The sequence below is a fragment of the Xanthobacter autotrophicus genome (genome assembly GCF_030015065.1).
GTDB lineage: Bacteria > Pseudomonadota > Alphaproteobacteria > Rhizobiales > Xanthobacteraceae > Xanthobacter > Xanthobacter autotrophicus_D.
The window spans coordinates 1-13,101 of the sequence record NZ_JAIVFN010000015.1 but is presented as its reverse complement, the minus strand read 5'-3'; the positions used below and the strand labels follow the sequence as shown (position 1 = coordinate 13,101).

Below are 13,101 nucleotides of genomic sequence, written 5' to 3'. Positions count from 1 at the left end.
CGATGATCTCGCGGCGGGCGGTCCTGCTCGGCGGCGCGGCGGCGGGGGCGGCAGGTTTCGCTCCCTCCGCCCTCGGGGGCATGCCCGTCTCCCGCGATACGCTCCCCAAGACTGCGCCGGTGCGGCACCTCACCCTCTCCGCCACGGAGATCGAGGTGCCGCTCCTCGGCCCTGACAAGCCGAAAACGCAGCACTTCTGCGCCTATAACGGCACGCCTTTCCTCACCTGGCGCGCGCCGCTCGGCACCCGGCTGATGGTGGATTTCGAGAACCGCCTGCCGGACTACACCACGGTGCACTGGCACGGCATCCGCGTGCCCAACGTCTCCGACGGCGTTGCCCCCCTGACCCAGGCACCGATCCCGCCCGGCGGGCGCTTCGCCTACAATGTGCCCCTGCCCGATCCGGGCTTCTATTTCTTCCATCCCCACTGCGACGAAACGGGCCAGGTGGGGCGCGGGCTCGTGGCCCTGCTGCTGGTGGACGACCCGGCAGAGGCCCGGCTCGGCTTCGATCTCGAGCACATCATCGCGGTCAAGGACTGGCGGCTGGACGAGAACGGCCGCTGGCTGACCATGTTCACGGACGAGGGCGCCTCCACCGCGGGCAGCTTCGGCACGGTGCGCGCCACCAACGGCTCGGTGACGCCGCCCCGGGTGGAAGCCCCCGCTCATGGTGACGTGCGCCTGCGGGTGATCGTCGCCGACTCCACCCGCACCGTCGATTTCGGCTGCGAGACCAGCGACGCCGCCATCATCGCGGTGGATGGCCAGGCCGTCACGCCTTTGCCCATGTCCAAGCTGCCGGACGAGGTCTGGCGCATGGGTCCGGCCATGCGGCTCGACGTGCATGTGCGCATGCCCGGCCCCGGCGAGGAGGTGAAGGTCTACGACTATCGCACCGCCGAGCCTTATCTCCTCACCACCCTGGTGGGAGTGGACAAGGGCCGCAAGAAAACCCCTTTCAAGCCCAAGGCGTTGCCGGACGCCAAGGTGCCGCTGCCGGACGTGGCGCGGGCGAAGAAGCTCGATTTCCTGGTCCAGACGGCCGCCGGCGCCACCGCCATCGCGCCGCCTCTGCCGCCGGATGATCCGCTCGCGAAGGCCCTGATCGATTCCTTCTGCGTGGGCGACAAGACCTTCTGGGCCATCAACCGCACGTCCTGGGGCGCGGGCGCCGACCTGCGGCTGCCGCCGCCCCTGGAGATCCTGAAGGACGGGCAGAGCTACCGGCTCTCGATTACCAACGTGACCAAGCACGTGCATCCCATGCACCTGCACGGCCACGTCTTCCGCGTCCTGTCCTCGACCAAGAAGACCGGCATCCCGCCTTATCTCGCCGACACGGTGATGACCGAGCCCAACGAGACGGTGGAAATCGCCTTCCGCGCCAATAGCGGCGACTGGGTGTTCCATTGCCACATCCTGGAGCACATGGATTCCGGCCTCATGGGCTGGTTCCGGGTGGCATGATGGGAGGGATCGGGCAGCAAGCGGGATCTGCGCGGGCGGTGCATCCGCGTCGAAGCTCGGGCCGAGGCTGGGCCTGTGCGCTCGCCATGCTTGCGCTGGCTGCGGCGCCCGCGGCGGCCGAGGAGATGGACAAGCTCGACATCGCCATCGGCAAGGCGCTGTTCAAGCGGCCATGGGTGCCAGCTCCCGCTTCGACCCGCGCCGATGACGGGCTCGGCCCCCTGTTCGATGCGCGGTCCTGCAGCGCCTGCCATCCGCGCGACGGACGAGCCCCGGCGAAGATCGAGGACGGGACGGCGGGACGCGGCTTCGTGCTCGTGATCGCCCAGCCGGACGGCTCCGGCGATCCGGTCTATGGCCGCAGGTTCCAGATTGATGTCGTGCCGGGCATCCCACCGGAAGGCGTGATCGGGGTGATGGACACACCACTTCCGGACGGCCGCACGGCCCGCGCGCCCCTTCCGCAGGCGCTGGGCTACGGCCCGCTCGATCCGGCGAGCGGCCTCTCGCTGCGCGTGGCTCCGGACCTGAAGGGTCGCGGCGCCCTGGCGCAGGTGCCGGACGCGGCCATCCTCGCCATCGAAAAGGAGCAGTCCACGGGCAAGGACGGCGTTTCGGGCCGCGCCCACCGCATCACCCTCCCGGACGGCACCACCGCCATCGGCCGCTTCGGCTGGAAGGCGGCCCAGCCGGACCTCGCCCGCCAGTCCGCCGAAGCCTTCTTCCTCGATCTCGGCCTGTCCAACCCCTACCATCCCGAGCCGTGGGGCGACTGCACCCCCACCCAGACCGCCTGCCGCGAGGCGCCCCATGGCACCGCCAACCGCACCGAGGGCACGGCGGACGACGCGCTGGAGATCGGCCGGCCATTGCTCGATCGGGTGGTCGCCTATGTCGCTTCGCTGCCACCGCCAGCCCCGGAGCCCCTCCCTGATCCAGAACGCCGCGCCGGCGCCCGCCTCTTTGCCTCCGCCGGCTGCGCCACGTGCCACCGGCCGGCCCTGCCCACCCGCGATGGCGGGCAGGCGCGCATGTTCACCGACCTGCTGCTGCACGACATGGGGCCCGGCCTCGGCGACGCCATGCCGGAGCCCGGCGCCGGCGCGTCCCACTGGCGCACCGCACCTTTGGCCGGCGTCTCCGAGGCGCTCGCCGCCGACACGGGCTTGCTGCATGACGGACGGGCGCGCACCATCGCGGAGGCCGTCGCCTGGCACGCTGGAGAGGCCGCCGAGGCCGCGCGGCGCTTCAACGCGCTTTCCACGGCGGACAAGGCCGCATTGGTACGTTACGTGTCTTCGCTTTAGCTGATGAGAGACGGTCGGATGTTTTTCCGCTTTTCAGCCCCCTCGCGCCGCGCCGTGCTCGGTCTCGCGCTCGGCCTTGCATTCGCCCCGGCCGCCGGTCCGGCCCGGGCCGCAAGCCCCGCCCTCGATCCCGTGCCGCTCATCGAAAGCTGGCTTTTGCCGCGCTACGATGCCCTCGCCGGCGCCACCAGGGTGCAGGCGGACGCCTGGACATCGTTCTGCACCCAGCCCGCGGCGGCCGGCCTGCCGGCGCTGAAGGAAGCCTATGGCAAGGCGGCAGATGCCTGGAACGCCGTGGAATTCGTCACTTTCGGCCCCATCAGCCTGTCGCTGCGGGCCGATCGCATTTCCTTCTTCCCGGACCGGCGCAACGCCATCACCCGCGGTCTTGCCGAGATCATCGCCGATCCCGATGGGGGGAGGCTGGAGGCGACCCGCTTCGCCCAGTCGAGCGCGGCGGTGCAGGGGCTGCCGGCATTGGAACGGCTGCTCCATGAGGACGGCGCGGCTGACGCCCTCCTGACTGGTCCGGAAGCGGCGCGGCGCTGCGCCCTCGGCAAAGCCATCGCCGGCAACCTCGCCATCATCGCCGGCGAGATCCGCACCGCCTGGGGCGACAAGGCATCGGGCGCGTTCGGCGCCATCGTCTCCGGCAAGGGCGACCCGGCCCTCTTTCCCGATGTGGGCGCCCTGCCCGGCATGATCCTCACCGACCTGTCCGGCGCCTACCAGCGGGTGACCGACACCAAGATCCTCCCCGTGCTCGGCACCGGCCCGGCCGACGCCAGGCCGACCCTCGCCGACAGCTGGCGCTCCGGCCGCTCGGGCCGCGTCGCAGCGAACATGATCCGGAGCGCAGGCCCGTTGCTGGTGGCGGTGGGCGCGCAGATGCCGAGCCGGCCCCAATATGTGGTCAACAAGGCTGCCGCCGGCGCGGACACCGCTGCCGAGAAGCTGCCCGCGGACATCGGCGTCGCCGCCGGCACCGCGCAGGGCGCGAAAGACCTGCAGGCCGCCATCAAGGCGTTCAAGGTGGCGCAGGCCAGCGTGTACAAGCCCGTCGCCTCCTATTTCGGCATCTCGCTGGGCTTCAACGCGCTGGACGGCGACTGAGCATGCGTCCTGCCATCGCCCACGGGCTCGACCATGTGCCGGGCCATGCCTTGCTGGGACGGCGCGGCTTCCTTGTCGGCGCGGCGGCGCTGCTGGCGATCCGTCCGCTGGGCGCGACCGGCATCGGAAGCGGCCCGGGGGCCGATCCGCTCGTCGAGGGCTGGCTGGCGACGGCCGGCATGAGCGACGGCTTCGCCGCGGTCGGCCTCGACGGCGCCTTCTCGGCGACGACCGAAGCGGAGACCGCCACCCGCCTGCACGGCATCGAGGCGAGCCCCACCGGCCCGCTGGCCGTGGCGGTGGGCCGGCGGCCGGGGCAGATCGCCCTCGTCTTCGACCGGCGCAGGGGCGGCCTCGTCGCCACCCTTGCGCCCGGCGCGGGCCGCGTGTTCTCCGGGCACGGCCGTTTCACGGCGGACGGCAGGCTCTTCCTCACCAACGAGATCGAGCGCCCGCAAGAGGGTACCCATGCCATGGGCCGCGGCGTGGTCGCCGTGCGCTCCGTGGACGGCGGCTTCGTCATCGTCTCGGAATGGCCCAGCGGCGGCGATGGTCCGCACGATCTGATGCAATCGGGCGCGGCGCTCGTGGTGGCCAATGGCGGCATTGAGCCCAACACGCCGGAGGCCCGCGACGCGGAGGTCACCGGTTCGGGCATCAGCCTCCTCGACCCCGCCTCCGGCGCCGTGCGCGGCGAGGGCCGGCTCTCGGGGGACCTCGCCAGCCTGTCGCTGCGCCATCTCGCCCGCGACGGGACGGGCGGCACGGTGGTGGCCGCGCAGGACCTGCTGAAGGATGGCGAGGCCCGCCCCCTGCTCTTCCGCATCGCCGCCGACGGGACGCTCTCGCCCTTCGACGCGCCGGACGCGGAATGGCGGGCGCTCAGGGGCTATGTGGGCTCCGTCGCCTACGACCCCTCCGGCCGCCATGTGGCCTGTGCCTCTCCGCGCGGCAATCGCGTGGCGGTGTGGCGGGCGGACGGGCGCTTCCTCGGCTCCGTCCCCCTGGCCGATGGCTGCGCCCTCGCAGCGGGACCCGAAGCCGGCACCTTCGTTGCCGCATCCGGCTATGGCGAAGTGATCCTGGTTTCGGCCAGTCCGGAGGGCGTCGGGATCGCGGCCCGGCGCACCGGAGGCCCGCGCTTCGACAATCACATGGTGCGGATCGGCTGAGACCAAAGGCCGTGAGCGTGGCACGCCGGCCTTTGGTCAAGCCGGCGCGGCAATCGGGCGACCACCCGGCGCCGGTCGAGGACGACAGCCGCTGGCATGATTCTTCGGCCCGGCTTGTGAAACCCGAACGCGGGCTTCACCGTTGTCTCCTGCGATTCCGCCGCGGGCGGACAAGACAAGAAGAGGCAAGCCATGAACTGGGTCGTCCTGGTCGGCAGCGTGCGCAAAGGCTCCTTCAACGCGGCGCTCGCCCGCGCCCTCTCCGACCTCGCCCCCGAGGGGGTGAAGATCGAACTCCTGCCCTCGGTGGCGGAAATGCCCATTTATGACGGAGACATCGAGGCATCCGGCTTTCCCGGCCAGGTGAGCAGTGTGGGAGAGCGGGTGAAGGCGGCCGACGCCCTCGTCATTGTGACGCCGGAATACAATTATTCCGTGCCCGGTGGGCTCAAGAATGCGCTGGACTGGCTGTCGCGCCTGAAGAGCCAGCCCCTGAAGGGCAAGCCGACGCTCATCATGTCCGCCTCGCCCAGCACCATGGGCGGCGCGCGATCGCAATATCATCTGCGTCAGGTGCTGGTGGCGGTGGACGCGCACGTGATGAACGTGCCGGAGGTGATGGTGGCGCAGGCCCACACCAAGGTCGCCGACGGCGTCCTGACCGACCAGGGCACGCGGGATTTCGTGGGCAAGCAGCTCGCCGCCTTCCAGAGCTTCGTGAAGAAGGCGAAGGCCGGCGAGGCCGCCTGATCCCGGTTCAGCGGCCACGCGGGCCGGCTCAGTCGCCGATAAACTCGGCGAAGGACAATGGCGTCTCGTAGACCCGCACGCACGACAGCAACGGCAGGAGCGGCTTCACCCGCTCCCAGATCCAGGCGGCGATGATCTCGGCGGTGGGGTTTTCAAGCCCCTCGATGTCGTTGAGGCAATAGTGGTCGAGCTGCTTCAGCAGCGGCCCGAAGGCGGCCTCCACATCGAAGAAATCCACCACGAACCCCGTCACCGCGTCCACCGGCCCTTCCAGCGTCAGGTCCACGCGGTAGGAATGGCCGTGCATGCGACGGCAGCGATGGGTTTCCGGCACATGGGGCAGGAAATGGGCGGCCTCGAAGGTGAAGCCCTGGGTGATGCGCGCGCGCCGCGGCACCGGGGTGGCGCTCAAACTCATGGAATGCCAATCATCTTGTGGGTCTGGAGGGACAGCCGCCAGCGCGGATGCGAGAGGCAATAAGCCACCGCCGCCTCGGTATTGCGCAGGCGGTCCGGTCCGTCCATGGGCTGAAGGAAGAAATGGGCGAAACCAAGTCCCGCCAATGCCTCGGGGTCCAGGCCCCCCTGCGGATAAACGAGCTTGAGCTCATGGCCGCGCGTCAGCTTGAGGTCCGTGCCGGCCTTGGGACTCACGCAGATCCAGTCGATCCCGTCCGGCGCCTCCACGGTGCCGTTGGTTTCCACCGCGATCTCGAAGCCACGGGCGTGGACCGCGTCCACCAGCGCGGCATCCAGCTGGAGCAGCGGCTCGCCGCCGGTGAAAACGACGAAGCGGCAGTCCGGCTCGGCAGCGCCCCAGGTGGCGGCAATGGCGTCGGCCAGCATCGCGGCGTCAGCGAAGCGCCCGCCGCCTTCCCCGTCCATCCCGACGAAGTCGGTATCGCAGAAGCGGCACTGGGCGCCGGCGCGGTCCTCCTCCCGGCCGGACCACAGATTGCAGCCCGCAAACCGGCAGAATACCGCCGCGCGCCCCGCCTGGGCGCCCTCGCCCTGGAGGGTGAGGAACATTTCTTTGACAGCATAGGCCATGGGCCGATGCCTTTAGACCGAAGGCGCGCGGGGGGGAAGCCGCCGCGCGCGCCGGGCAGGTCCGCCGCTATTGCGCGGCCGGCGCCGCCGCGGGCGTGTCCTCGCCGGCAGCGACGGCGGTCCGCTGCGTGGGCTGTTGCTGGCGCAGCCGGTCGAGGCCGCTGATCCGCACCCCCTGGAGGGCACCGTGGGACGCCGGAGCATCGCCGGGCGTCTCCCCACGCAACACCGAGCCGCGCAGCTGCGGCGCCATCTCCGCGAGCTGGGCGAACTTGCCGTGGTTGAAGCTGTCCAGCGCCTTCACGTCGGTCATGTCGACCACGACCGCGCCAAGCTCCACCAGCTCCGCATCATTGGAATATTCGCCGAGCCTTTGCTTCTTGCCGGCGATGAACTCGGACAAGCCCAGCGCCTTGTCATCGCGCGAGACGATGACGACGAACGGCTTCGCCGGCTTGCCGAAGCGCTTGAGCTGGCTCTTGAACACGTCCACGTCGATGTCCGGGGCGGCGAGGATGATGTTGCCGACCTTGTTCTGCGGCACCGGCTTACCGGAAATCCGGATCTGCCGCAGGGCCTCCACCGTCACCCAGTTGCCCATGGAGTGAGCCATGATGCTCACCTCGTCCGCACCGCTGCCGAAGGCGAGGCGGATGGTCTCTTCCAGGTTGTCGCGGGCGGCGGTGGCACTGTTGTTGTCGTAGACATAGGCCTCGGTGGTCGCCCGCGAAGCCCAGGTGAACAGCACCGGCACGGCCGGCGCGTCGGCGTCATGCGCCATCTGGGCGAGGCGATAGAGCGCCTCGGAAAACTGCGTGTTGTAGCCGTGGACGAAGATGAACACCTTCTTCTGGCCGGCGGGGCGGCGCGCCAGCTCGCTCTTCATGTCGCGCAGGAAATCCTGCTCGGTGTCGCGATAGATGGCCTCGTGCACCACCATGTCGGTGGCGGGATCGCCGGCGCCCTTCTTTGGCCATTCGATCTCGCCGGACTTGTGGGCGGGCGGAACGGAGAGGTCCACCTTTGCGAAATTGAGGGCGGTGGAGCGCTCGCCGTTGAAGATGACGCCGGGGCGCGGGTCCCGTTCACGGGTCGAGGCGACGAGGATGACATGCTCGCGGGCGCCGGGCGCCTTGGCGGAGGTGGGCGTCAGCGCCTCCGGGCCGGGACGGTCGGAGCAGCCGGCGAGCAGCATGAGGCAGACCGAAGTGGCAGCTACGCGCATCAGCGCGGCGCGCCGCCTGCTCGCCGATCCCGGACCTCCTGTGCCGGCCGCCGGCCTCACCCGCTCGAAAATCTGCACGTATTGCCCTCCAGGCGCACCCGGGTCGCATGCACTCAGACCCGGACCTGAGCCTTCATCGCACAGCGAAGCCGCGGATGCGCGGTAATTCGGGGCCAATGCTGAATACTGCCTTGGCGGGAGGTACGTGATGGGGGGATACCGTCAAGTCAGGCCGACACCGCGCGTGCGACACCGTGCACCAAGGCACGTTCGATACCACTAACGACGCCGCCCTCTTGCGTTTCAGCAAACCCGCTTTGCGGCTTCGAATCTCGCCTAAGGGTGGCCGGAGCCCTATCTCGGCGTCAACAGAACCCATGCAGGTAGCCCCTGCCCCGGAGACACCGCCATGGAACTCACCGGACTTCACCACGTCACCGCCGTCTCGGCGGACGCGCCCTACAACCACCGCTTCTATACCCAGACGCTGGGCATGCGCCTCGTGAAGAAGACGGTGAATCAGGACGACACCTCGGCCTACCACCTGTTCTATGCCGACGGCGAAGCCAGCCCCGGCACCGATCTCACCTTCTTCGACTGGCCGGTGCCCCGCGAGCGGCGCGGCAGCCATGCGGCGGTGCGCACCTTCCTGCGGGTGCGCGACGACGCGGCGCTCGACTACTGGGCCGGCCGCCTCGCCGATTCCGGCGTCGCCCACAGCGGCATCGAAACCCGCGACGGCCGTGACATGCTGCCCTTCGAGGACCGGGAGGGCCAGCGCCTCGGCCTGATCGTGGATGGCGGGCGCGGCCCCGGCGTGCCGTGGGCGAAGAGCCCGGTGCCGGCGGACCACCAGATCCGCGGCCTCGGCCCCATCGTGCTGTCCGTGCCGGACCTCGCCCCCACCGCGGCGGTGCTGACCCATGTGATGGGGATGCGGGAGGTGCGCACCTATGCCAGCGAGGAAGGCCGCGCCATCCATGTGTTCGAGATGGGCGAAGGCGGCCCCGCCGCCGAGGTCCATGTGAAGGTGGAGCCGGGCCTTGCCCCCGCCGTGCAGGGCGCGGGCGCGGTGCATCACGTGGCGTTCCGCGTGACCACCTTCGACGAGTACGACGAATGGGCGCGGCGGCTGAAGGAATTGCGCATTCCCAACAGCGGCAAGGTGGACCGCTTCTATTTCCGCTCGCTCTATTTCCGCGAGCCCAACGGCATCCTGTTCGAGCTGGCCACCGACGGTCCGGGATTCGCCGCGGACGAGGACGCCGACCATCTCGGCGAGAGGCTGGCGCTGCCGCCCTTCCTGGAAGGCCGCCGGGCCGCCATCGAGGCCGGGCTGAAGCCGCTCTGAGACGCCGCCGGAAAAACGAAGGGGCCGGTTCGACCGGCCCTTTTTTGTCAGCCTCGCTCGTCCAGCGGATGGGTGCGCAGGCGCATGGGATCGTAGAAGGGCGTGCGGACCACATTGGCCTCGAAGCTGTCCTCGCCGTCCACCACCGTCACGCCGGTGCCGAGGGCGGTCACGTCCGGCCGCAGCGAGACCAGGGCCAGCGACTTCATGAGGTGCCGGCTGTAGGTGGTGGAATTCACCGCGCCCACCTCGTCCCCGTCCTTGAAGATCTTCGCGCCGGGGGCGATGGCCCTGGCGGCAAGCACCTCCAGCCCGGCCTGGTGGGTGCGCTCGGTGCCCTTGCGGGCGAGGAGGGCCGCCTTGCCGCGGAAGTCCGGCTTGGAGAGGTCCACCGACCAGTCCATCAGCACCTCGAACGGGGTCGTGTCCTTGTGGGGCATGTCGAAGGGGAAGAACAGCAGCGCGCCTTCCACCCGCACGATGTCGAGGCAGTCCCACGATACCGGCATCGCGCCGTAAGGCTTGCCGGCCTCCAGGATCTGGTCCCACAGGGCGACGGCATCCTTGGCGGCGCAGAACACCTCATAGCCCCGCTCGGCCGAATAGCCGCCCCGCGCCAGCGACACCGGAACGCCGAAGAGCGTGGTCCTGCCATGCCCGAAATAGGGCAGGCCCTTCAGGTCCATGGGGGTGTGGGGCGCGAGGATGTCGAGGGCCTTGGGCCCCTGCAGCGACAGGATGTGCACGTCGTTGTCGCGGGAGAAGGTGACGTCGAAGCCCTCGGCCACGAGGGGCAGCGCCTCTTCCAGCGCGCCGCCGCCGTGGGAGAGGCGGAAGGCGCCGTCGCCGTCCACATAGATCAGCACGTCGTCGATCAGCCCGCCGTCATCGCCCACGATGGAGGCGATCGCGGAGCGGCCGGCCGGCACCTTGGCGATGTCGGCGGTGACCAGCTGGTTCAGGAAGGCCAAGGCGTCCTTGCCACCCACATTGATGATCTTGAGGGCGGACACGTCGAACAGCCCCGCGCGGGTGCGCACCGCCTCCGTCTCCTCATAGGGATCGGTGGCGTAGTGCTGGGGGATCGCCATGTCGTTCCACGATTCCTCGAGCTTCGACCCCAGCTCCCGGTGACGCTCATTGAGGATCGATTGGCGCCAGATGGGTGCGCTCGTCATCCTGTCCCCTCTCTCTTTTCAGCTGTCGGACAGCATTGAATGGGAAGGCGACGGGGTGCGATGCGCCGCACGCCCGCCGCGACGGGGTGCATCCTGTGCGGCGCGGCGCTTGAGTGTCAATTGATTTTCCTGATAAGAAATTATTTCTGCCCGATGTGCAATATCAAGGCAGGGCAAAGGCGCATGGCTGCTTGGTGTGGCCGCTTCCGGCTGAAAATTGAGCACCACAACGCCCAACGAATGGGCTTGCACAAGCCGCGATCATCGGCACAGTGTTTCTACGGCGTCAAAAAAGTTCACTGAGGGGAACAGACTGCCGCCTTCGCGAAGATCGCAACTGCGGGACGGCCCGGTCGGGGCGCCGGCCCAGGCGGAGCTTGAAATCATGTCCGATGTGAAGATGTGGGGCAAGGAAGAGTTCTGGGGGCTCGGGTTCGAGTGGGACCCCCAATGGCTGCTCACGCCGGCGCAGAAGGAGCTGCAGAAGAAGCTCATCGCCCTGTGCGAGACCACGCTGCGTGCCAACGCCGTGGAGAGTGACGCCAACTACGTCTACCCCCGCAAGAATTTCAAGGCCCTGGCCTCCCTCGGCCTGCTGGCGCTGAACGTGCCGAAGGAACTGGGCGGGCTGGGAGAAAATCACCTCTGCGCCGCCATGGTGGTGGAGACCATCGCCCGCTACGGCTGCCCCTCCACCGCCATGTGCTACACCATGCATCTGGGCGCCACGGCGGCGGCGCTCCTGCGCCACCACGACAACCCCATCCTCACCGACATCCTCAGGCGGCTGGATCAGGACGTGCTGATCGGCACGCTCTCCTATTCCGACCCCGAGACCGGCTCCCATTTCTGGTATCCCATCTCCTCCAAGGCGGAGGCCTTCGGCGACGGCTGGAAGGTGACGAAGAAGGCCTCCTGGACCACCTCCGGCGGCTTTGCCGACTGGTACATCGTGCAGACCACGAGCCCGGGCTTTGCCGGCGACTATTCGGACCTGTCCTGCTTCCTCGTCACCAAGGACGAGGTGAAGGCCAATCCCTCCGAATGGGACGGCCTCGGCCTGCGCGGCAACCAGTCCGGTCCCATCGTGGTGGAGAACGCCATCCTGCCGAAGGACGCTTTGGTCGGCCCCATCGGCGACGGCGCGAAATCCAACGACGAGGTGGTGGACCCGTTCTTCCTCACCTGCTCGTCGGCCTGCTGGAACGGCATCGCGCTGGCGGTCATCGACATCGCCAAGCGCCACACCACCCGCAAGACCCACAATGACGTGGGCATGCGCGTCGCCGACTATCCCACCATCCAGGACTATGTGGGCGAGGCGATCATGGACACCAACGCCTGCCGGGCGCTGGATTTCCAGATGGCGCAGGCGCTCGACAGCGTCACCAACAACTGCGACTGGTCCATCCACGCCGACGTGGACGCCCTGCCCCGCTCGGCCCTGCTGCACTGGCTGTGGCAGGTGAAGTTCGAGGCGGCCAAGAACGTGGCCCATGTGGTGGACAAGATGCTCCACGCCACCGGCGGCACCGGCTTCCGCCCCGCACTCCAGATCGAGCGTTACCTGCGCGACGGCAAGGCCGGCTGGGTGATGGGCCCCACCAACGAGGTGCTGCGCCAGTTCGTGGGCAAGGCCTCGCTGCTCGGCTTCGGCTCGCTGGACTACTGGAACAAGTCCATCAACGAGCGGGTGCTCAACAACGAGATCAAGAAGATGGACGAGGCCGAGAAGCGGGCGCTCGCCGAAAAGCTCCTCGCCGAGATCCAGCCCGCCAAGGTGGCATGAGGAGGCGGGAGGGCGGCACACGCATGGCCCTCCCGCACCCGTCCGGCGGCGGCGTCGCCGTCTCCCTCCGCGCGCCCGCCATCAAGAGGGATTATTATGCACGGAGTGTCCCATTTCAGAGAGTTCCATTCGATGACCACCATTGATCTCGACGCCCGCCTTGATCCGCGCGAATTGCGCAACGCCCTCGGCCGCTTCGCCACCGGCATCGCCGTGGTGATGGCCAGGGACGCGGAAGGCCCCATGGGCGTCACGGTGAATTCGTTTTCCGCCGTGTCGCTCGATCCGCCGCTGATCCTGTTCTGCATGGCGCGCTCGCTCCATTCCCTGGCGCGGCTGGAAAAGGCGAAGGCCTATTCGGTCAATATCCTGCTCGAAAGCCAGCAGGATATTTCCAACCGCTTCGCCCGCGCCGGCGAGGACAAGTTCTCCGGCACGCCGTGGGAGGTCGGCCCCTCGGGCGCTCCGCGCCTGGTGCCTGCGCACGCCGTGTTCGAATGCGTGCCCTATGCCCATTATGACGGCGGCGATCATGTGATCTTCGTCGGCCGTGTGGTGCACATGCATGCCGAGGGCGAGGGCGATCCCCTGCTCTATTACCGCGGCAGCTACCGGCTGCTGGCGAGCCTGCTGCAAGACAGCTGAACCAGAGGGCTGAATGGACGCCTCCCTCCTCCCGCCCGGCCCCTCCCGC

13 protein-coding genes are annotated in these 13,101 nt (G+C 68.9%); 9 read left to right on the top strand and 4 right to left on the bottom strand.

The genetic code is table 11. From position 1 onward, the window contains the following. Nucleotides 1-2 precede the first annotated feature (2 nt). From K9U40_RS05370 to K9U40_RS05350, 5 genes are all read left to right on the top strand, one after another. Nucleotides 3-1,472 carry a multicopper oxidase family protein gene (locus K9U40_RS05370; protein WP_282889179.1) on the top strand — a complete coding sequence of 490 codons (1,470 nt, stop codon included), beginning with the start codon at nucleotides 3-5 and terminating at the stop codon, nucleotides 1,470-1,472. Between the two features lie 86 nt (nucleotides 1,473-1,558). Then, nucleotides 1,559-2,779, top strand: coding sequence for a di-heme oxidoredictase family protein (locus K9U40_RS05365; RefSeq protein WP_282889178.1), 1,221 nt, complete (start codon nucleotides 1,559-1,561; stop codon nucleotides 2,777-2,779). Between the two features lie 18 nt (nucleotides 2,780-2,797). Further along, nucleotides 2,798-3,892, top strand: coding sequence for an imelysin family protein (locus K9U40_RS05360; protein ID WP_282889177.1), 1,095 nt, complete (start codon nucleotides 2,798-2,800; stop codon nucleotides 3,890-3,892). Between the two features lie 2 nt (nucleotides 3,893-3,894). After that, the gene (locus K9U40_RS05355) at nucleotides 3,895-5,064 is read left to right on the top strand and encodes a DUF1513 domain-containing protein (protein ID WP_282889176.1); all 1,170 of its coding nucleotides are present in this window, start codon (nucleotides 3,895-3,897) and stop codon (nucleotides 5,062-5,064) included. A gap of 192 nt (nucleotides 5,065-5,256) precedes the next feature. Continuing rightward, nucleotides 5,257-5,814, top strand: a complete 558-nt coding sequence (locus K9U40_RS05350; protein ID WP_282889175.1) for an NADPH-dependent FMN reductase — start codon at nucleotides 5,257-5,259, stop codon at nucleotides 5,812-5,814. 28 nt (nucleotides 5,815-5,842) lie between these two features. Here the strand turns inward: K9U40_RS05350 and queD are convergent, their stop codons facing one another. The 3 genes from queD to K9U40_RS05335 all read right to left on the bottom strand — a co-directional run bounded on the left by queD (nucleotide 5,843) and on the right by K9U40_RS05335 (nucleotide 8,089). After that, a complete protein-coding gene (gene queD, locus K9U40_RS05345) occupies nucleotides 5,843-6,232 on the bottom strand; it encodes a 6-carboxytetrahydropterin synthase QueD (protein ID WP_282889174.1) in 390 nt (129 codons plus the stop codon). Then, nucleotides 6,229-6,864 (bottom strand): 7-carboxy-7-deazaguanine synthase, encoded by a 636-nt coding sequence (gene queE / locus K9U40_RS05340; protein WP_282889173.1) that lies wholly within the window; start codon nucleotides 6,862-6,864, stop codon nucleotides 6,229-6,231. The genes queD and queE overlap by 4 nt, the downstream gene beginning before the upstream one ends. 67 nt (nucleotides 6,865-6,931) lie before the next feature. Further along, the gene (locus tag K9U40_RS05335; RefSeq protein ID WP_282889172.1) at nucleotides 6,932-8,089 is read right to left on the bottom strand and encodes an alpha/beta hydrolase; all 1,158 of its coding nucleotides are present in this window, start codon (nucleotides 8,087-8,089) and stop codon (nucleotides 6,932-6,934) included. Between the two features lie 409 nt (nucleotides 8,090-8,498). Between K9U40_RS05335 and K9U40_RS05330 the strand changes: the two genes are divergently transcribed. Next, nucleotides 8,499-9,440, top strand: coding sequence for a ring-cleaving dioxygenase (locus K9U40_RS05330; RefSeq protein WP_282889171.1), 942 nt, complete (start codon nucleotides 8,499-8,501; stop codon nucleotides 9,438-9,440). 47 nt (nucleotides 9,441-9,487) lie between these two features. Here the strand turns inward: K9U40_RS05330 and K9U40_RS05325 are convergent, their stop codons facing one another. Next, on the bottom strand, nucleotides 9,488-10,618 hold the full coding sequence (locus K9U40_RS05325; protein ID WP_282889170.1) for an aminomethyltransferase family protein: 1,131 nt from the start codon (nucleotides 10,616-10,618) through the stop codon (nucleotides 9,488-9,490). Between the two features lie 60 nt (nucleotides 10,619-10,678). On the opposite strand from K9U40_RS05325, the gene K9U40_RS05320 reads away from it, so the two are divergent. From K9U40_RS05320 to K9U40_RS05310, 3 genes are all read left to right on the top strand, one after another. After that, nucleotides 10,679-10,921, top strand: a complete 243-nt coding sequence (locus K9U40_RS05320; RefSeq protein WP_282889169.1) for a hypothetical protein — start codon at nucleotides 10,679-10,681, stop codon at nucleotides 10,919-10,921. An 82-nt stretch (nucleotides 10,922-11,003) separates the two neighbouring features. Next, entirely contained in the window at nucleotides 11,004-12,407 is a 1,404-nt protein-coding gene (locus K9U40_RS05315; RefSeq protein WP_282889168.1) for an acyl-CoA dehydrogenase family protein, read from the top strand. Nucleotides 12,408-12,539: 132 nt separating this feature from the next. After that, nucleotides 12,540-13,052, top strand: a complete 513-nt coding sequence (locus K9U40_RS05310; RefSeq protein WP_282889167.1) for a flavin reductase family protein — start codon at nucleotides 12,540-12,542, stop codon at nucleotides 13,050-13,052. Nucleotides 13,053-13,101: the final 49 nt, after the last annotated feature.